Raw genomic sequence first — 16,738 nt, 5'->3', positions numbered from 1 at the left:
GCCCATTTTCATATCGGCAGGTGCCGACTTCATTCACGCTGTGATCGATCGCCTAGACGAGACCGAGCGAAACCTCTTCAGCCTTGCGGCCACGGCCATAATCGCGCTCGTAGGAGGAGCGGCGGTCGCTGCGCTTGTAGGCGGCAATGTCGAGTTCCGGCATATGGTAGCCATCCGCGTAGGTCCCGGTGTCATCGGCATCGACGACATCGCGCTTTGCGGTGAAAATCTTCAGAAGCATTTCGCTATTCCTCCTCGTGTGCGCCAGTAACGGCCAGAGCGCCGTCCAAGTTCCATGTACCGGAGAATAGTTAAAAATTAACCACGTTCATTAGGGATTCGTCAAGTAAGCGGAAAGCGTTAGGGCTCAACGTGTATTGGGATGGACCATTTGGATTATCCAGACGCGCGGAAAACGCTTCATCAATGATGCACGGGCCTGCATGATATGATTCGTCACCCGCTTCGCCGTGGCGTCTCACGGCGAGCACCGAGAAAAGAGCGAGAAGATGCGTACCACCAAAATCGTCCACGTCGTCAGCTGCCATGCCGAAGGGGAAGTCGGCGACGTGATCGTCGGTGGCGTCGCGCCGCCGCCTGGCGAGACCGTCTGGGAGCAATCGCGCTGGATCGCCAAGGACGAGACACTGCGCAATTTCGTGCTGAACGAGCCACGGGGCGGTGTCTTCCGGCATGTGAACCTGCTGGTGCCGCCGAAGAACCCCAAGGCGCAGATGGGCTGGATCATCATGGAGCCGGAGGATACCCCTCCGATGTCGGGATCGAACTCGATCTGCGTTTCCACCGTCCTTCTGGACAGCGGCATCATTCCGATGACGGAACCTGTGACGAGGATGGTGCTCGAAGCGCCGGCCGGGCTCGTCGAGGTCGAGGCCCATTGCCGCAACGGCAAGGCCGAACGCATCACCGTGACCAACGTGAAGAGCTTCGCGCAGAAGCTCGATGTCGCGCTCGATGTCCCCGGCATCGGAACGCTGACCGTCGACACGGCCTATGGCGGCGACAGTTTCGTGGTCGTCGACGCCGAGCAGGTCGGTATCGAGCTTATCCCCGAAAATGCGCGGCTGATCGCCGAAACAGGGATCAAGATCACCAACGCGGCAAACCGGCAGTTGGGCTTCTCGCACCCCGAGGACACGGGCTGGAATCACATCTCGTTCTGCCTCTTTGCCGGAATACCCTATCGCGAGAATGGAGAGCTACTGGCGAAATCCGTCGTCGCCATTCAGCCCGGCAAGATCGACCGCTCGCCGACGGGAACCGCCGTATCGGCGCGCATGGCGCTGCTCAACGCGCGCGGCCAGTTGCACGAAGGCGAGAGCCTGACGGGCGTTTCGATCATCGGCACGAAATTCGTCGGCAAGATCGTCAAAGAGACGACGATCGCGGGCCAAAAAGCGATCGTTCCCTCGATCACAGGCAGCGCCTGGATCAGCGGCACCGCCCAGCTGATGCTCGATCCCTCCGACCCGTTCCCCGGCGGCTACAAGCTCTCCGACACCTGGCCGATGCTGAAGTAGGGGCGACGATGCCGATAAGTGCTGGAAAAACTGGAGCGGGTGAAGGGAATCGAACCCTCGTATTCAGCTTGGGAAGCTCGACTTAATCCCCTGTTTTCATGTGCTTGAATGTAAAACAACGGATTTCCCGTCAGAGATTGTCGAATAATATCAGTAGTGGTGTAAAACTTCGACGCGGCTAAAGCGTGGCGTTTTGGTACCATCCTGCTGATCCAACGGCAATGAACTCAAGTGTTTGTTGGAGACATTGAATGCAGCAATTTGCACACTCATTTGCGCCGACCTCACATCCTTTCATGTTCACCAAATCCTTCGCGGAGACTGCCGCCAGCTACTTAGAGCACGGCGGAGACGACCGGCACCTTCAGCCCATCATCGACCATTTCGGCGATCGAAACCTAGCGACCATCTTCCCGTTCGACGTGAAGCAGATGGCGATCGACCTCTACCCGACACAGAGCAACGCCACCCGCAACCGCCAGGCGCTCACGCCGGCACGAGCCGTCATCAACCACGGATATGAGCGCGGCTGGTGCAACCTGATTCGGATCAAGAAACTGAGGGAGGAGAAGCCGCTTCCGAAAACGCCAGCATCGCCGATTTGGATGCATGCGTTTATCCGTCGCTGCGATCGAGACGGACTGCCGCACCTGGCGGCGCTGGTGCTCTTCATGGCGCAGACTGCGGCCAGAGTGAGCGAAGCGGTGAACTTGAGGTGGAAGGACGTCGACCTGCCTGCGCGGCGGGCGATGATCTTGAAGACGAAGACGGGCACCAACTCAATACGGCATTTGACCGACGAGCAGGTCTCGCGGCTGCGCGCTATGCGAGGCAGCGAGCCTGACGATGCTCCGGTGTTTCGCTACCGGAACCGCCACGCCGTCAATGAGCGCATCAAGGCCGTCTGCAGGCGAGCCGATATCAGCTATAAGTCCTCGCACCTATGTGGACGCCACACGTTCGCAACAACCGCAATTGACCTCGGGATGGATGTAAGGACGGCTATGGAGGCTGGCGACTGGAAAACCGCCAGTATCTTTCTAGGAATCTACGTCCACCCTCGGCAAAACTCCGGGCGCATCGTCGCCGATCGCTTCAACGCCGTACAATTCGACGCAGTGGTTTAGTACCCACAGTTGCAGTTCTCCTAGGTTTATGGAATGGAGGTGGTGAGACACTAACTTTGGTTGGGATAAGAATGAAGCCCGCAATTTTCGCCTTCGCAATTCTTGCGTTAGGAAGCTCTCCGACGTTTGCCGAGGACGGCTGCAAAACCATAGGCGAGGCCGCCAGGAGTATTATGCAATCCAGGCAACAGAACGCGGATATGTCTGGAATGATCGCGATGGCAGAGAAGCAGCCCGATGCAGAAGCAAGAGCGATGGTGAAGAAAATGGTGATCGAGGCCTATAGCAAGCCCGGCTTCGCGACGGAAAGCAACCAAGCCAGAGCAGTGGCGGAATTCTCCAACGAGTATCAGCTGGCTTGCTATAAATCTGCGGGCTAAGCCAACCAGGGCGGCGCGTTCGACAAATGGGCGGAATTGGTGAGCGTAGAAGATCAGAATTCACTTAAACTGAAGGCGGCTCGCGCCCAACTTGGCACGGCCCTCAGTCTATTCATTCACGATATGGACCCGATATCAGTTCAGGTGCTCGCGTGCGGAGGCGGCGAAGTTATCGAAGGATTAGCTCGTGCTCACTCACTCCCCACCCTCACCGAGCATATTCAAAAAACCTACCCCGACGTTAAGATCGGGAAGATCAAAGCGATCCGCAATGAAAACTGGAACGCATTCAAGCATTACTCGGGCCGAGGGGGTGACGAGGCGCGCGATGACCTCCATATCCTTGGCACATTTGACGACACGATGAATGACGCAGTGCTGTTCCTGGCGTGGACCGACTACCTCGCACTCGTCGGCAAACTACCGGTTGAAGCACAAGCTTTTCTTGCTTGGTATTACGCAGCGTATCCTGAAAAACTCGCAAACGAAAAGTTCCAGGCCGACTATCAATCGATCTTCCCCAACCTACCAAAACAAAGCCGGAAAAAGCAAAAACGTCGTCTCCGTCAGCAAATCGAAGAATTCCGCAACGAAGTCCAAGCCGATGTCGCGACTGAGCGTGAGCCTCTTATCGCGGCGAATACCTACTTGGATTAGGTGGCACTCCATGCCGGAGTGCAACAAGGTAACCAGCGCAAAGCCTTAGCGTCTTGTGAGGTCTATGGCCTTGCCAATGGATTGTTAGCTTTCTTGGCGGCGATGCCTCACGCCTGGCGCGGCTTATACCGGTCATTGACCAGGCTGCCTTCAGGCACGATATTCCGCCGATGACCGACCCGACCTCATTCAACGAAATCCATCTGATAAATCACACCGTCGTTCACTGGCTTCATGCCGACGAAGGATGGGAAATCGCAGCCTACCGCACCTCCAGTGGCGGCGGCATGATGAGATCGGTGACCGGCGACTTGATAAAGAGAACTTCAGCGGGCGGACCCGGCACCCAAGAATTCAGCGACGCGCTTGGTGCGGTGATGTTGATCACATGCACAAAGCTTCAGAGTGACCGCTTAAACGGTCCACGACGCTAGCCGGATTGCTCAGATCGATCGGCGATGCTACCCGCCTTGTGCCGTCCGTTGCCTCTCCATTCGATCGAGCCGCTCGCGAAGGTCGAGGATCACGTCACGTGTGCCGTAGACGTTGCCCTGCGCTTCCTTCATGTCGGTCAGCTGGCGCTGCTGGTCGAGGAAGCGCTGATCATAGGCGGCGAATACACGGTCCAGCTCTGCCCGTGGCACCTGGGCATCTCGAAGCTCTTTGACGTTGGCATCGGTACGAGCTCGGTCCTCGGCTGACCGCCCCGTTCGCCATTCAAGCTCTTTGTTCGTCACCATCTTGTCGACGACGGTAGCAAGGGCGGTTGCCGTGCTCGATCCTTGAACCTTCGCGTCGTCCCTTATCTGGGCGATGTTATCCTTGATCGGCTGCAGGGCGAGATAGCCGAGGCCGCCGAGGATCGTGATCGAGACAGTGCAGAACCCGATGATAATCGGCCACTGTGTCTTTGCCCCACCTCGGACGTCATCCGACAATCCTCGGATCTGTGATGCGATATCAGTAAAGCTTTGCCGCATCCGCATATCGAGGTCGGCGATTCTTGTCGCCTGGTTCTCGACCCGCTCGCCGAGCTGGACGTATTTGGTTTCTGGATCGAAGTGGCCGTTGCTAGGCATATCGTTATTCCCTGCCATTAAATGCGCTACCCCTGCCCTTGCGATGCGATGCGATGTTATCTGGCGGCTGAATTGCTCTTAAGGCCGGCCGCCTGATTATTATTGAAGTCGAAGCAACGCCGCTTGCTGGCGTTTGCCTTGTCCACTTGCCCCCGCTCTCGATCGAGAGTGTTCAGTTTGCTTTCGCCGGGGATTAGCGGCGCGTGTGGCGTGTCGGCTCCGCATTCCGCCGGCTGCGGTCCTATATTGATGCCGGCGTTGACGACGCCCTGTCGCCTGCCGGCATCCTTTATGCGGTCAAGGTCGGCGCCGCAGGAACTTAATGTCATCGTCAGTAAGACCGTCATCACGACCTTCGGCGCGGTTCTTGGCGGCATGGTCCTTCCTCTCCTGCTCAGCTTGAGCATCGTCCTGTTGATCTTTTTGAAGCTGATTTCGGTACTGGACCTGGTAAGCGTCCATGACCGTCTTGTAGCTCTCGGCCTGGCGCTTGAACTCGTCGCGCTCGGTTTCTGCTGCGGTCTTCTCGGAAAGCAGGACGTATCCGGAGAGAAGCTTCTGATCGTGCTCGTGGAGCCACCAGCGGAAGACGCCCACGGCAGCGCCGATCAGCAGAAGCCCGCCGATGATCGAGCCGGCCCATCTGCCCAGAGGAGTAGCGAGTAAGGCAATCACGGCTCCACCTTCACGCTGGTATCGACAGCGCCCTGATCGACGGCCTGTTGCGCGAGGTCCGTCTTGCGCTCCACGTTCCGCTCCCAGACAGCGCCGAAGACATAGGAACCGATGATCGCGCCCATGAGCAAGATCAGGTTCATGGCGATGGTGTCGCTAAGGGCGATCGGGCGCCCCCAGACAGCGAGATAGGTGATGATACCCGCGCACCAGAGCAGCACCAGGATGATGATGCGGCGGCGGACTGCCCAGTCGGGTGATGCTATGTGATCCATGAAGAGCTTCATGCCTGCAGCGCCTTCAGGAACAGGCGGCCGTAGCCGGCGATCTTCTCCGCCTGGTCAGTGCCGTTGATGATCTTGCGAGCGCCTGCCCAGTCCTCACCTTTCACGGTGAAGTAGTCGCCCAGCTTCTTGGTGGTGAACAGACCTCGCGCCATGCCCTCGAACATGATCTTGACGGCGACGTCATCGCGCATTGCGAGATCCGGGTTGCCAACTAGGTCGGCGCCGACGAGCGGCCCCATCCGCTCGTAGTTGGCCTTGTGGGTGAGCTGCACGAGCCCACGGCCCAGCCACGACTTGCCCTGCGCATCCTTGCGCCAGTAGGCCGACTTAACCCAAGGCATCCGACCCTTTGCCCACGAGCTTTCCAGGCGGGCAATGGCCTTGTCGACCGTCGGGTTGGTGGCCTCGTCCGGCTGGCGGGTCTCGATGACTGGCTGCATGGTTCGAGCCGTCTCGTGGAAGCCCGTCGCCAGCATGTAGGCCAGCCAGCGCGAATCGATGACAGCCTTCGCTGCCTCGTCGAGGATGGCCTCCATCCCCTGTACTTGAGACGCAGTGAGCGAGCCGCCGAACAACGAGGTTCGAACGCTCGCGAAGAATCTCGATCGGTTCATGATAGTCTCCGATGTGTGGTATCAGTGGATCAGTTCGGCGCTGCAACAAGCATAGCGCGTCGACATTTCTGGCCTTGGAAACACAACTCGATCTAAGTCGGCCTAGACTTTGGCGAGCAATTAATTCAAAGCTGCGCTTCTCCAAAAACGCACGCTCTGGACGAAACATGCTCAACATCGGAATAGGACGACAGATCGAACGAGTTTTCCCCGGGTCTATTCAGACATTGGCCAAGATTACCGGATACTTGAGCAAGAGCGGTCGGGACAGAAGAGTTGCTACGAAGCACGCCCAGACAGCGGAGGCTGCAGCGGCGGCGGATGACGCCGAAATTATGTCGCGGGCTGAGGCGATCTTAGCGGAAGCTATATCCCTCGGTCGGGATGGAAATTTCACCATCGTTCCGAGCGTTTTTCCTGTTTCAGCGACAGATAACTGCAACCTTGCATGCATCATGTGCCCTGGTCACACCGGCATGAAAGGGCCAGCACTTACATTTGAGCAAGCAGAAGGAATTTTCGCATCGCTCAACTCAAATCGTGCCAGTTTCGGGAAACCCGTCTACCTGGATGTTACCGCAGGCGAAGCCACTCTCAATCGAGATCTCCACAGGGTATTTAAGAGCTTCAGGGAGCGTTTTCCCGAGGCAACTATCTCCGTCATCACTAATGCCACGCTTCCCTTACGTGGTCGGGTGACCGAGATCTTCGAACATGCAACTGCTGTAGCGATTTCTATCGATGGTGCCACAAAGGAATCCTACGAAAGGATCAGACGTGGTTCCCGGTTCGAGAACGTGATCCGGAATGCGAAGGACATCTGTGCGCTCAAGGATGGGAACGTTCAGGTGATCTTTGTTGCCATGGATCAGAACATCGCCGAGATGGCCGCGATGGTCAGGCTCTGTTCTGAGATCGGAGCGAAGCAACTCATCATTCAAGGGGTTGAACAAGGATCTTCTCCCTTCCTCAGGGAAGGCGACAGTATGGCTTTCGACGCCCCCGCAGAGTTGCTTAAGAAATACTTGGTGGAAGCTCAACTTGAGGCGGATCGTTTGGGCATCATGTTCAGCCCCACGCCTGGCGTGAGAGACAAGGCAAACACCTCCCCAATATCTACCGTGGAAAAGAGAGATCCAATTGAGGCGCGCAAAGCCTGGCTGCAGGGCGTGAAGATGTGTCACGTCCCTTGGACCATAGCACCAAGAATGAATCACACTGGCGACAAGCTTACGCCAACCAGGGCCTGCTGCCATATGCCTGGCAACAAAATCGGCATCGGCGGCTTCAGAGAAGAATTCGCTGACATGCCAGTTGGTGAACTATACAACAGCCAACGATACTGGGACATCCGGCAGGGTCTATTGGATGGATCAATCTCTAGAGATGCCTGCAAAGGCTGTCAGTATGCCGACAGCTACCAATGGACTGCCGCGCAACTACGCGAGATTGAAGCGGGGATCGAGCAGGCAAAAAGCATGGGGACTGAGGCTGCGTAGAGCCCCAGATCCCACTCAAATATCCGACGTCCAGTCTACTGCGTTGATCGCATCGGCGGTTGAGGCCGACATGACAGTTGCGGAAAGCTGCGCCAGCCGTGTCTGACATGACACCACATGGGCCTTTCCGTCCGATCCAGCCTGCTGGATTTGTGCAGCCGCATGAGGACGGTATGCCCACTCGCCCCCCTCATCCTCACACCAGAAAGGCGTTGCCCAATCCAAAGGCAGATCAGGCAGTAAGCTCGCGGTCACACTGCCCATCATATTGATCTGATCAATGACGCCACTTGGATATCTGTGCGCGACACCGAGCGCGTCAGAGGAATAGCCACCAACGATTGCAAGAGCACAGACTGATGTGAGGGCGGCTATACGAAACGCTCTCACATCATCAAGATCCGGCGCCGGGGGAGGAACGAAAGCTCGATCAACGAATGCCCATCCGATTTCAACCTCTGCCGGCGCAGGAAAGAACTCTTCAGCCACTTCCGGCACATAAATCTCTTGGATTTTGAACTCCTCGGAAAGATCGACGACCTCAACAACCAATCCATCAACCACACGTGCGTAAATCATGTTCTCACCACTTAATGAAGATTGCGCCGACTGCACCACTTCCACCCGAGTTGGCGCCGGCACTGCCAGATCCACCACCGCCACCCCCAGGAGAAGCTCCGGGGCCAGCAATGCCGAACCCGCCGCCACCGCCTGCCCCGCCGAATGACGACGTGCCGCCTGGGCCGCCGCTGACACTCGCGCCCGCCGCGCCGGCTGTGCCCGCACCGCCTGTCGCGTTGATGTCGCCGCCAGTCGCAGCACCACCTCCACCGCCGTTGCCAGTAGGATTGGGGCCACCGCCAGTGCCACCATTGCAGGTGACCACGCCGCCAAAGGAAGTCGTGCCGCCAGCAGATCCAGACCCGCCGGCGCCACCACCAGCACCATTTGCACCGACCGTCCCCGTGAGAACCTGACCGGGTGTTACGTTGATCCTTTTCCGCGCATATCCACCACCACCGCCGCCGCCTGCGGAGCCATTGCCCCCGGCACCAATGCCGCCACCGCCAGCGCCGCCGCCCCAGCATTCGACTTCAATGATTGTCACACCGACCGGAACGGTAAACGACATTGCTCCCGCAGTGTTGAAATACTGCTGACCGGCGCCGAAGCCGTAACGGATTGCCGATACGATTATCCATCGGTCTCCGGTCGCGTCGAAAGCAAACTCGGCTATCGTGCCTGCGATGAGCTCGCCTCGGGCGAGCGCACCGCCATCGAACTTGACGATGGGCTTATTCCCCAAGCCATTGAGGTTGAGAGTCGCGGCTGCGGTGTTTGTATTGGTCAACATCAGCCGGATTGCCAGTCCCGTGAAAAGCGTCGGCGTCGGTGACAGGACAGCAGTCAGGGCATTCGCGGCGCCACCGGCTACCGCAAAATTCATCTTTTGCGACTGAATGGCCGAGGCGAGCTGAAGCACATCGTCGGGTGTAAAGCCTGATTTTGCGATGACGTCGACAATCTCGCGCTGGGTCCAGTTCGGAAAGCCAGCAGGAATTTTCGAGCCGCTATTCACGCCAGCGCTGTAGTCGACGTAAGGAGCATCCGGATCCAGAGATCCGTATGGTTTCTGATATTTCATGGCGAAACCTTTCGGGTATCAATCGGCAATGAGGATTGGCGTGGTCCAGGCTGGAGCGACGCGCCGCAAGACGCACATAAGGCGATCGGCGTCGCCGATATCGAAAAGCGGGTCGAGGCCGCACTGAGAAAATCCAGCGGTGAAGAAATCAATGGCGAGGTCGCTCACACGGACGATCCAATACGTCTCTTGTCGAGGATCGCCGACCACGTGCTCTCCACCGCAGACGGAGAAGCCGCATTCAAAAATCGCAGGCTCTTCGATGGTTATCGTGAACCCGTAACGCGCAGCCAAAGTGATGAAATCCTGCGGCGTACTCACCTGCTGGCTATTGACCTTGGCCTCCAAGGCTCGAAGCCGTTCTGCCGCAGATGTTTCTCCGGTCACGCAATTGTCAGGAAGACCATATTCGACCTCCCACTCCGGGAGGAGGTCATCGATACCGGATAGGGTCGCCTCTCGCGCTAGCGCCCAGAGGCGGGCGTAAACGAGGGCGAAAGGAGATACCAGCACCCGCGTGAATGCTGCCAGGCGACTGTCAAGGCTGACGGCCTCTCCATCTGGAGAGCCGAACGCGGGTCCCGTGGGCCACATCGCCAAGGCTGCACCGAGCAGATCTTCAGCGCTCGGATTGGACAACACATCATCCACAAGAGGAGGCCGGCTGCTACTCGATGGACCTGCCCCGGTCGACGTTATCGTTACAAGAGCAGGATCACGAGCCATATGTGACAACCCCAAGCGTTGGGAACCGGCCATCGGTTAACGTGACGTCACCGACCGGCAGAGCAAGAACGTGACGATCTTCACCCGTCACGCCAGAGATGGCTTCTCCAATCCACGATTTGGAGACGGTGAAAGTGTCTCCAGGAATACCCGGCCTGCACTTAGCGAGAAACATCGCCGTGATCGCAGCTGAAATGCTCGCTCGGATCTCCGTGGTATCACTCGACAATCCGTTGATCGTGACATCGATCGGGTTGGCAACAGGCGCAAGTGCGACGGTATTGTCGACCCGGATGAGGCGCTTGGTATCGATGTAGGTCTGCACAACGGCTACATCGGACGGCTCCGGGATCAAGTTTACCCGGTTGGCGAACAGAAAATAGACCCAGACAGTGCCAGGTGACGCCGCCCTGAATGCCCAGGCAGCAACTACGCCAGAGACCTCGCGGGCATAGCGCTCATAATCCGTCAGAGATCCCGCACCTGGCGGGTTTCGCTTTCGCTGCAGGCCACGTTGGCGCAAATCTTCGATGCTTTCGAGATCGGCACCACCCCCCAGACCTGCAGACGAAACCGTGAACTGCGCAGAGAGATCCGGGTATAGTCCAGGGTCAGCCAAACTGACCGCACCGCCCGCATCCCTGTTTCCATTCGCACCTTTGGTTTCCGCCGAGACCGCGAAGGATATTGATCCGTCGTTGGCTGCTGTCGCGTTGGAAGTTGAGATGTATATTACAGAGGCGGAGACAAACCTAACTCCCGCAGGATACACAGCGGCCGGTGTGCCAGTGCCAGTGATCGAGCCAACCGCTGGTGTCGGTTGCTTGCGATAGATCCCGACATCCGCACAATGCTGGATAACAAACTGCTCGGCCGCACTGTAAAGAAAGATCTGCCTCGCGAGCCATCCGGCGCGCAGCTCAAGCTCATGGCCGAGGCCGGCCAGCACCTTCACGACGATGGTGACGAAGTTGTTTTTCAGGCTGGTGTCTGTGCCCGGCAGATACTGCCGAAAGTACCCGCGCGCACGCGACGATAGTTCATCCAGCGAGCGGATAGGCCACGCCATCGATCTGCCTCCATAAGCTTTCAAATTTTCGTTGATAGATGCGGGCGCCGTCACGACCGTAGAGCGAAACTTCACAGTCGAGCCGGTTCGCGGGCCGATCAGCGGTCGCGACCGCTTCAACGCGGGACACCACACCCTGATCGATCAATGGCTGCAGAGCCTCGATCGCATAATCCTGCGCGTCGATCTCGATGCCGTCGTAAAGCGACTGCCGGCGCAGCAGCCACCAGCGCGAGCCGATTGGCCCCTCGCCATCCATCTGATCGAAGCTATCGCCGAACCAACCCCTATTTTCCTCGCCTTCGCGCAGCTCGCTCTCCTCGACGCGCCGATCGGTCATGAGGTGAATGAGGACCTGTGTCGCAAGCCCTTGCTCCGCGCGAAAGTCGCCAGGTGCGGACGGGTGGTCTGATGCGTTGATGAGGAGATCGCCGACAAACCCGTTCCAGCCGAGATCCGGCGCGCGGTAAGGCTCGGCGCTATCACCCTTGGGAATGATGCGAACCACTGAAATCCTCGCTTATGTAGAGAATGCGCGCTTAAGCGCCGTTGTTGCCGTCGCTGTCGGTGATCACGCCTGAGGCAGTGATGTTTCCGTTGACCTGCAGATTGCCGTTGATCGTTGCAGGACCATTTAGAACCCAGCCCCCGGCTGTCGTCGTGATCGTGCGCGCGCCGACGTCGACAACAATGCCAGTTGCGATGAGTTTCTGGATGTTGCCGAATGCATCGTAGATCGCGACCCCGCCCTTGGGCAGCACCGGACGCTTGTCCGGGTGCTCGCCGCCGATCATCATGGCAAAGTCCGGATTGCCGGGCTGCGGCAGCACAAAACCCATGCCGCCTGCTATGGGGCTCGACGCGAAACCATGCGGCTCCGGTCGATACACCTTTGTCCAGGCGTCGTTGTAAGCACCCCGACCGGAAACAAACTGTTGGCCACCTTGCTCTACAACACGCCCATCAAGATCGATGCGGATCATTCGTCTATATACTCCGCATCGACGACTGCGGGCGCCGCATACCCGCTAGCGGTCTTGCCGCGCGGGTTTTCGCCGCCGAGCGCACGCGGATCGGCAAGCGACAGCGTAGCCTTGGTCATATCGCCCTGCTCGAAAACGATGCCCTTGATAATCATCAGCCCCTCGATGCCGAGCCAGTCGTCTTCCACGGCGACCAGCCAGTTCGGCTGCCAGATCATGCCCACATCGTCCCGCCACCCGGTGACCGGAATGCTCGCCGTGACCCCATTGCCGGCGGCGCGACGCCCCGTCCATCCGGCACGTGTCTTCATCCGGTCGAGCGTCGTCTCACCTTCATGTACCAAGATCAACGGCCTCCGACGCTTGACGCCTCCGTCGCGGACGGAGGTCTGCGGCCGGAGTTGCTGTTTTGCGGTCCCCTCCGTTGTCTGCCCGCGCACATTGATATCGCTGTAGCGGCCGGACTCTGTGAAGCTCGCCGACGCACCAGGCAGGATGTTTTGACCTCGCCTCAGAGTGCCAACATGCGTACCGCCTGGCTTGCTGGCGATCATAATCTCGCCCTTGGCGGTGTCATGGATCAAGGCGCCGCGTCCACGCGCCCGACGTTCGATCGAGCTAAAAGGGCTTTCGCCGAGATTGAGCTTGTGGCGGGGCTCCTTAGGAAATCGGGTGCCATCCGACTTAATGCCAATACCAAGCGAATCGAGTTCCTCGGCGATCGCGACGATATCCTTGTCGAAGATCTCCCCCGTCTTATGCTCGGCCGAGCACTCAACGAAGTCGACCGTCCGCGATACCAGACTGCAGCCGAGGCTGCGCTCCGCCTCAGTGTAGGCGGTATCGACGTCGCGCACGTATCCGGTCAGCATCAGCGTGCCGGTCGCCTTGATGACGGCGTCCTGCCCGATGACGATCGGGATGCCAGGACCTTTAATGACGAGATCCAGATTAGCCGAGCGCGCCGCCTGCTCGGCAGATACATTGATGGTGATCTGCTTGATCGGCGGAAATCCCGCCACCGTCACTTTTTCGAACATGTCAGTTTTCCAGCGCATCGAAGCCGATCGGCATCAACATCGGTGTCGATGATCCGGCGATGTCGACGAGGCCTGCGGCGCGACCTGCCTCACCATAGAGTTTATAGGCGAGCACCGTGGACGGCATTGAGATGCCCGTTTCCACGCGCCCAACTGGCGCCAAATCGGCGGCAAGATCGGACACCAGCCGAACTGACATCTGCACCAGGCGGGAAAGCCAGCCATACAGATCCGCAGCATCGGCGCCGATCGTCGAGACAACCGCAAGCGCGGCGTCGCCGGCCGCCGAGATCCGCTCCCGTCCTGCCCTTGCCTGCGGCCGTGAGATCCACTCCACGCGCCCGCCAGCAAGCGAAAGACCGACAGCGAGCAGGATCTTGCCAGCCGCTTCGGTGTCGCCTTCCTCGAAACTGCCAGCCTTCAGGCCATCGAAGCCTGCCACCGACGTGACGCTTTCGCCGACGATCCGCATCAGAGACAGGATCTCGGTGGAAAACGCCGCAGCCGACAGGCTAGGCGCGGCGGCAATCCGCGTCGCCAAATCCGACAGGTCATCAGCATCCTGGACGATCACGGCCGCAAGGTCGGACAGCCAGGAACACAGCGCATCTCGATCAACAGTCATCGAAACAACCTCTCCAATCCGGCGGCAGCGTCAACGATATCGGTCACGTAAGCCAAGGTGACATCGGCCAAGCCGAGGGTCATGCCGGTCTCGTTGCTGAGAGGAATGGCCGAAAAGCTGAAGGCTATATAGCCCTGCCGGTCTCGCTCTCGCGATCGGTTGAAGTTTTCGACATAGGCCATAAAGCCGCCATCGATCGGCAGCACCAGCCTCCCCGGCCCAACCGCGAGACACGCCGTCTGCAACGACACTACCTGTAGATCGCTCACGTCGCCGAGAAGATAGGCCGTAACGTCATAGATGCTGGTGGCCAGGCCAGCTTCTTCGAGAACGGTCCGCCGGCCACCGGCATATTCATGTCGCGCGATGCGCTTCCCTGCGGACAGCGCGTCCTGATCGACCCAGAAGCGGATACCGCGAAAGCTGGCGGGCCGAAGGTCTCTCTGCCAATGTCTCATGCAGCGTTACTCCATACCTGCGTTCATCGGTCGGTTGACCGATGTGGGCATCGAGCGGCCCGTATTGGCATTGACACCGGGCGGCCCGTTCGCGGTTCCCGGACCGAACGAATTGAAACGGCCCGCCGCCGCCGAGAGCTTTTCCGCAGCTGCGGAGATCGCAGCGCCGACATCGTACCCCGCGACCTTGAAGAAGGCGGCGGAGTCCTCGATCGCCTTGCCGGCTTCCTTGCCGCCATCGGCGACCTTTTGACCGGCCTCGTCACCGCCGAGGTCGATCTTCAGCGCATCCTTGAATTCTTCCTTTGATGGCATGCGGAAGAAATCGGACTGCAGGTTTGGCGCACTGGGCATGCCCGCAGCCTTCGCCTTTTCCCACCCAGCGGCCGAGTTGCGGCTATCGGCATACTGCCCGTAGATTTCAGCCAGATTGACCTTGGGCGCAGTGGCCATGGATGGGCGAGAACCAGGTGCTGGCACCCCCGTTTTCGGAAGATTGCGCGGATCGAGATGACGATCGCCACCCGGAAATTCCGGAAGCTGCGGCCCTTGAGGCATGTTCGGCCCTTGCCGCATCCGCTTAATAAATTCAGGATCGCGGTAACCGCCGGTCAGCGCCAGGCGATCTGCTTCGGCGCTATGCGAAAAACTGCCGAATGGCAGGTTCATCGCCATCCACGTTTCGATTTCCCAATAGCCCTTGCCCTGCTTTCCGAGCGCTTCGCGCACCGCGCTGCCGTAATCGACGTCCTTCGAGATCGCATCCATCACGGGCACGGCCGGTCGGGCAACGCCCTTGCCGAGGCTGTTCATCATCTTGTCCCAGCTGCTCGACAGCTTGTCGATGCTGGCCTGCGTGTCACCCGTCACGCGATTGAGATCCTGCAGGACCGTGCCATCGACCTCCGAGCTATTCACCGTGTCGATGAACTTCTTGTAGCTGTCCGCTGAGGTCATCAAAGACTGCATGCCGAGACGGAACTGCTCGTCGGTGAAGAGCAGAGGCAGCTTGCTGAGATCGCCCTTGATCGCCTCCTTCGAGATGCGAACGAAGGCGGCCACGGTATCCTCGCCGCTTTTCCGAGCAGCATCCATCTCCTTGCGGAGATCGATACCCATCTTCGAGAACTTGCTAGCGGTGTCGGCCGAATAGATCTTGCCGAAGACATTCCCCGCATAGGTCGCAGCTGACGACGCCGAGCCGGTATCCTCACGGATGGTCTGGAGGATCGCCACTAGCTTCTTGAGGCCATCTTCGCCAGTATACCCAAGCGACGCAAACGAGTTTGCGAGGTCGGGAATATAGGTCGCCATGTCCTTCAGCTCGAACTGACCCGCCTTGCCGCCGGCGACCATGATGTCAAACGCCCGCTGCATCTGACTGGTTTCGAGCTTCAGAGCCGAGGCCGCCTTGATCGCGGTATTGGCGATATCGTCGGTCGCTGCGCCGGATGCCTGCGCCGTGGCTAGAACGGAAGGAAGAAAGGCCATGGCTTCCTTCATGTCCATACCCGATGCAACCAGCGTGTCGAGCGCGGTGATGCCGTCCTCGACGCCCAGGGCAAGCTGCTTTGTCGTCGACTTCAGCTCGGTGAAGGCAGACTTGGTTTCTTCGGCGCTGGCGTTGGCGGTGATGCCGATCCGGTTCATCTGACGCTCGACGGCTGCGAAATCCGTCAATGCCTTCTTGGCGCCATACGCAAGTGCAGCCGGCGCAGCAAACCGCGCGATACCGGCATACATGGCAGCGGTCGATCTACCGAGCATCGACTGCTGCCTGTTGAAGGCGGCCGCTTGCTTGTTCACCTCGGTCATCTTCCCGGCCACGTTCTTGAACGTCCTGCCAGTCTTATCGACCGCCGATATCTTGAGCCGGGCTTCGACTTCGCGTGTTGTCATGATCAACCCTTACGGAATGCGATAGCGCGGCTCACCCACCACGACAACTCGCGAAGCGTCATCCGCTGGACGGCTGCTGCGTCCCATCGGAGTCGGAAGACGAACTGGTCTGCGGCGCTGACGAAGCTTTCAGCACCGCCAGGCGGAAAAAACCGCAGATGGCGTCCTGCAGATCGTTGGTATCTGGGAAGGACAGATGGGCGAGATCTTTGTATTCCGGCGAGACGACAAGCCGCTTCGCGTATTCGTCGACGGTGGAGAAGTACGTCACCACCATCGAACCGCCGTGACCGTTCGGCTGCAACTCCTGCGGCCAACCTAGCCCGGACATGATGATGTCCTGATAGGTCGGCTCCCGCAGCGTGATGCTGTCGAACGGCTTTTCGCCGGGTGGCTCGTAGCGCTGAGAGAGCTTTATGGTTTTCTGTGCCATC

22 protein-coding genes are annotated in these 16,738 nt (G+C 58.9%); 6 read left to right on the top strand and 16 right to left on the bottom strand.

The window, feature by feature from the left end; translation table 11 throughout:
• Nucleotides 1–52: 52 nt before the first annotated feature.
• Nucleotides 53–241 carry a hypothetical protein gene (locus GGQ67_RS17880; protein WP_183901487.1) on the bottom strand — a complete coding sequence of 63 codons (189 nt, stop codon included), beginning with the start codon at nucleotides 239–241 and terminating at the stop codon, nucleotides 53–55.
• Between the two features lie 268 nt (nucleotides 242–509).
• On the opposite strand from GGQ67_RS17880, the gene GGQ67_RS17875 reads away from it, so the two are divergent.
• The 5 genes from GGQ67_RS17875 (at nucleotide 510) to GGQ67_RS17855 (ending at nucleotide 4,139) form a co-directional block, all read left to right on the top strand.
• A complete protein-coding gene (locus tag GGQ67_RS17875) occupies nucleotides 510–1,541 on the top strand; it encodes a trans-3-hydroxy-L-proline dehydratase (protein WP_183901486.1) in 1,032 nt (343 codons plus the stop codon).
• 251 nt (nucleotides 1,542–1,792) lie between these two features.
• Nucleotides 1,793–2,668, top strand: coding sequence for a tyrosine-type recombinase/integrase (locus tag GGQ67_RS17870; RefSeq protein ID WP_183901485.1), 876 nt, complete (start codon nucleotides 1,793–1,795; stop codon nucleotides 2,666–2,668).
• Between the two features lie 71 nt (nucleotides 2,669–2,739).
• Nucleotides 2,740–3,048 carry a hypothetical protein gene (locus tag GGQ67_RS17865; RefSeq protein WP_183901484.1) on the top strand — a complete coding sequence of 103 codons (309 nt, stop codon included), beginning with the start codon at nucleotides 2,740–2,742 and terminating at the stop codon, nucleotides 3,046–3,048.
• Nucleotides 3,049–3,087: 39 nt separating this feature from the next.
• Nucleotides 3,088–3,705: a hypothetical protein gene (locus GGQ67_RS17860; protein ID WP_183901483.1), complete on the top strand. Its 618-nt coding sequence runs from the start codon at nucleotides 3,088–3,090 to the stop codon at nucleotides 3,703–3,705.
• A gap of 170 nt (nucleotides 3,706–3,875) precedes the next feature.
• Nucleotides 3,876–4,139 carry a hypothetical protein gene (locus GGQ67_RS17855; RefSeq protein WP_183901482.1) on the top strand — a complete coding sequence of 88 codons (264 nt, stop codon included), beginning with the start codon at nucleotides 3,876–3,878 and terminating at the stop codon, nucleotides 4,137–4,139.
• Nucleotides 4,140–4,166: 27 nt separating this feature from the next.
• Here the strand turns inward: GGQ67_RS17855 and GGQ67_RS17850 are convergent, their stop codons facing one another.
• The 4 genes from GGQ67_RS17850 to GGQ67_RS17835 all read right to left on the bottom strand — a co-directional run bounded on the left by GGQ67_RS17850 (nucleotide 4,167) and on the right by GGQ67_RS17835 (nucleotide 6,360).
• Entirely contained in the window at nucleotides 4,167–4,784 is a 618-nt protein-coding gene (locus tag GGQ67_RS17850) for a hypothetical protein (RefSeq protein ID WP_183901481.1), read from the bottom strand.
• A gap of 297 nt (nucleotides 4,785–5,081) precedes the next feature.
• Nucleotides 5,082–5,459 carry a hypothetical protein gene (locus tag GGQ67_RS17845; protein WP_183901480.1) on the bottom strand — a complete coding sequence of 126 codons (378 nt, stop codon included), beginning with the start codon at nucleotides 5,457–5,459 and terminating at the stop codon, nucleotides 5,082–5,084.
• Complete coding sequence (locus GGQ67_RS17840) at nucleotides 5,456–5,746, bottom strand: hypothetical protein (RefSeq protein ID WP_183901479.1); 291 nt, start codon at nucleotides 5,744–5,746, stop codon at nucleotides 5,456–5,458. The genes GGQ67_RS17845 and GGQ67_RS17840 overlap by 4 nt, the downstream gene beginning before the upstream one ends.
• A complete protein-coding gene (locus GGQ67_RS17835; RefSeq protein WP_183901478.1) occupies nucleotides 5,743–6,360 on the bottom strand; it encodes a glycoside hydrolase family 19 protein in 618 nt (205 codons plus the stop codon). The genes GGQ67_RS17840 and GGQ67_RS17835 overlap by 4 nt, the downstream gene beginning before the upstream one ends.
• A 167-nt stretch (nucleotides 6,361–6,527) precedes the next feature.
• Here GGQ67_RS17835 and GGQ67_RS17830 point away from each other — a divergent pair, with 167 nt between their 5' ends.
• Nucleotides 6,528–7,859 carry a radical SAM/SPASM domain-containing protein gene (locus GGQ67_RS17830; RefSeq protein ID WP_183901477.1) on the top strand — a complete coding sequence of 444 codons (1,332 nt, stop codon included), beginning with the start codon at nucleotides 6,528–6,530 and terminating at the stop codon, nucleotides 7,857–7,859.
• Nucleotides 7,860–7,874: 15 nt separating this feature from the next.
• On the opposite strand, the gene GGQ67_RS17825 is transcribed toward GGQ67_RS17830, so the two are convergent.
• From GGQ67_RS17825 to GGQ67_RS17775, 11 genes are all read right to left on the bottom strand, one after another.
• Nucleotides 7,875–8,438 carry a DUF4376 domain-containing protein gene (locus tag GGQ67_RS17825; protein ID WP_183901476.1) on the bottom strand — a complete coding sequence of 188 codons (564 nt, stop codon included), beginning with the start codon at nucleotides 8,436–8,438 and terminating at the stop codon, nucleotides 7,875–7,877.
• Nucleotides 8,439–8,442: 4 nt separating this feature from the next.
• The gene (locus GGQ67_RS25380) at nucleotides 8,443–9,504 is read right to left on the bottom strand and encodes a glycine-rich domain-containing protein (RefSeq protein WP_183901475.1); all 1,062 of its coding nucleotides are present in this window, start codon (nucleotides 9,502–9,504) and stop codon (nucleotides 8,443–8,445) included.
• Between the two features lie 18 nt (nucleotides 9,505–9,522).
• Complete coding sequence (locus tag GGQ67_RS17815) at nucleotides 9,523–10,143, bottom strand: putative phage tail protein (RefSeq protein ID WP_183901474.1); 621 nt, start codon at nucleotides 10,141–10,143, stop codon at nucleotides 9,523–9,525.
• Nucleotides 10,144–10,219: 76 nt separating this feature from the next.
• The gene (locus GGQ67_RS17810) at nucleotides 10,220–11,299 is read right to left on the bottom strand and encodes a baseplate J/gp47 family protein (protein ID WP_183901473.1); all 1,080 of its coding nucleotides are present in this window, start codon (nucleotides 11,297–11,299) and stop codon (nucleotides 10,220–10,222) included.
• Nucleotides 11,271–11,807, bottom strand: a complete 537-nt coding sequence (locus GGQ67_RS17805; RefSeq protein ID WP_183901472.1) for a phage GP46 family protein — start codon at nucleotides 11,805–11,807, stop codon at nucleotides 11,271–11,273. The genes GGQ67_RS17810 and GGQ67_RS17805 overlap by 29 nt, the downstream gene beginning before the upstream one ends.
• A gap of 31 nt (nucleotides 11,808–11,838) precedes the next feature.
• On the bottom strand, nucleotides 11,839–12,282 hold the full coding sequence (locus GGQ67_RS17800) for a phage baseplate assembly protein domain-containing protein (RefSeq protein WP_183901471.1): 444 nt from the start codon (nucleotides 12,280–12,282) through the stop codon (nucleotides 11,839–11,841).
• Nucleotides 12,279–13,322, bottom strand: coding sequence for a phage baseplate assembly protein (locus tag GGQ67_RS17795; protein WP_183901470.1), 1,044 nt, complete (start codon nucleotides 13,320–13,322; stop codon nucleotides 12,279–12,281). Before GGQ67_RS17795 ends, GGQ67_RS17800 begins: the two co-directional genes overlap by 4 nt.
• A gap of 1 nt (nucleotide 13,323) precedes the next feature.
• Nucleotides 13,324–13,947 carry a hypothetical protein gene (locus tag GGQ67_RS17790; protein WP_183901469.1) on the bottom strand — a complete coding sequence of 208 codons (624 nt, stop codon included), beginning with the start codon at nucleotides 13,945–13,947 and terminating at the stop codon, nucleotides 13,324–13,326.
• Complete coding sequence (locus tag GGQ67_RS17785) at nucleotides 13,944–14,405, bottom strand: DNA circularization N-terminal domain-containing protein (protein ID WP_183901468.1); 462 nt, start codon at nucleotides 14,403–14,405, stop codon at nucleotides 13,944–13,946. Before GGQ67_RS17785 ends, GGQ67_RS17790 begins: the two co-directional genes overlap by 4 nt.
• Before the next feature lie 6 nt (nucleotides 14,406–14,411).
• Nucleotides 14,412–16,304 (bottom strand): phage tail tape measure protein, encoded by a 1,893-nt coding sequence (locus tag GGQ67_RS17780; RefSeq protein ID WP_183901467.1) that lies wholly within the window; start codon nucleotides 16,302–16,304, stop codon nucleotides 14,412–14,414.
• 58 nt (nucleotides 16,305–16,362) lie between these two features.
• Nucleotides 16,363–16,737 (bottom strand): hypothetical protein, encoded by a 375-nt coding sequence (locus GGQ67_RS17775; RefSeq protein ID WP_183901466.1) that lies wholly within the window; start codon nucleotides 16,735–16,737, stop codon nucleotides 16,363–16,365.
• Between the last annotated feature and the right edge of the window lies 1 nt (nucleotide 16,738).

This window comes from Rhizobium metallidurans (assembly GCF_014196505.1).
Taxonomy (GTDB): domain Bacteria; phylum Pseudomonadota; class Alphaproteobacteria; order Rhizobiales; family Rhizobiaceae; genus Rhizobium; species Rhizobium metallidurans.
The sequence above is the reverse complement of the archived record's forward strand: the minus strand, read 5'-3'. Positions and strand labels throughout refer to the sequence as shown.

Coding starts and splice junctions, on each gene's coding strand:
- GGQ67_RS17790 (WP_183901469.1), bottom strand. CDS start 13,947: ATGACTGTTGATCGAGATGCGCTGTGTTCCTGGCTGTCCGACCTTGCG.
- GGQ67_RS17810 (WP_183901473.1), bottom strand. CDS start 11,299: ATGGCGTGGCCTATCCGCTCGCTGGATGAACTATCGTCGCGTGCGCGC.
- GGQ67_RS25380 (WP_183901475.1), bottom strand. CDS start 9,504: ATGAAATATCAGAAACCATACGGATCTCTGGATCCGGATGCTCCTTAC.
- GGQ67_RS17795 (WP_183901470.1), bottom strand. CDS start 13,322: ATGTTCGAAAAAGTGACGGTGGCGGGATTTCCGCCGATCAAGCAGATC.
- GGQ67_RS17870 (WP_183901485.1), top strand. CDS start 1,793: ATGCAGCAATTTGCACACTCATTTGCGCCGACCTCACATCCTTTCATG.
- GGQ67_RS17800 (WP_183901471.1), bottom strand. CDS start 12,282: ATGATCCGCATCGATCTTGATGGGCGTGTTGTAGAGCAAGGTGGCCAA.
- GGQ67_RS17840 (WP_183901479.1), bottom strand. CDS start 5,746: ATGAAGCTCTTCATGGATCACATAGCATCACCCGACTGGGCAGTCCGC.
- GGQ67_RS17775 (WP_183901466.1), bottom strand. CDS start 16,737: ATGGCACAGAAAACCATAAAGCTCTCTCAGCGCTACGAGCCACCCGGC.
- GGQ67_RS17780 (WP_183901467.1), bottom strand. CDS start 16,304: ATGACAACACGCGAAGTCGAAGCCCGGCTCAAGATATCGGCGGTCGAT.
- GGQ67_RS17880 (WP_183901487.1), bottom strand. CDS start 241: ATGCTTCTGAAGATTTTCACCGCAAAGCGCGATGTCGTCGATGCCGAT.
- GGQ67_RS17825 (WP_183901476.1), bottom strand. CDS start 8,438: ATGATTTACGCACGTGTGGTTGATGGATTGGTTGTTGAGGTCGTCGAT.
- GGQ67_RS17855 (WP_183901482.1), top strand. CDS start 3,876: ATGACCGACCCGACCTCATTCAACGAAATCCATCTGATAAATCACACC.
- GGQ67_RS17875 (WP_183901486.1), top strand. CDS start 510: ATGCGTACCACCAAAATCGTCCACGTCGTCAGCTGCCATGCCGAAGGG.
- GGQ67_RS17865 (WP_183901484.1), top strand. CDS start 2,740: ATGAAGCCCGCAATTTTCGCCTTCGCAATTCTTGCGTTAGGAAGCTCT.
- GGQ67_RS17785 (WP_183901468.1), bottom strand. CDS start 14,405: ATGAGACATTGGCAGAGAGACCTTCGGCCCGCCAGCTTTCGCGGTATC.
- GGQ67_RS17850 (WP_183901481.1), bottom strand. CDS start 4,784: ATGCCTAGCAACGGCCACTTCGATCCAGAAACCAAATACGTCCAGCTC.
- GGQ67_RS17835 (WP_183901478.1), bottom strand. CDS start 6,360: ATGAACCGATCGAGATTCTTCGCGAGCGTTCGAACCTCGTTGTTCGGC.
- GGQ67_RS17830 (WP_183901477.1), top strand. CDS start 6,528: ATGCTCAACATCGGAATAGGACGACAGATCGAACGAGTTTTCCCCGGG.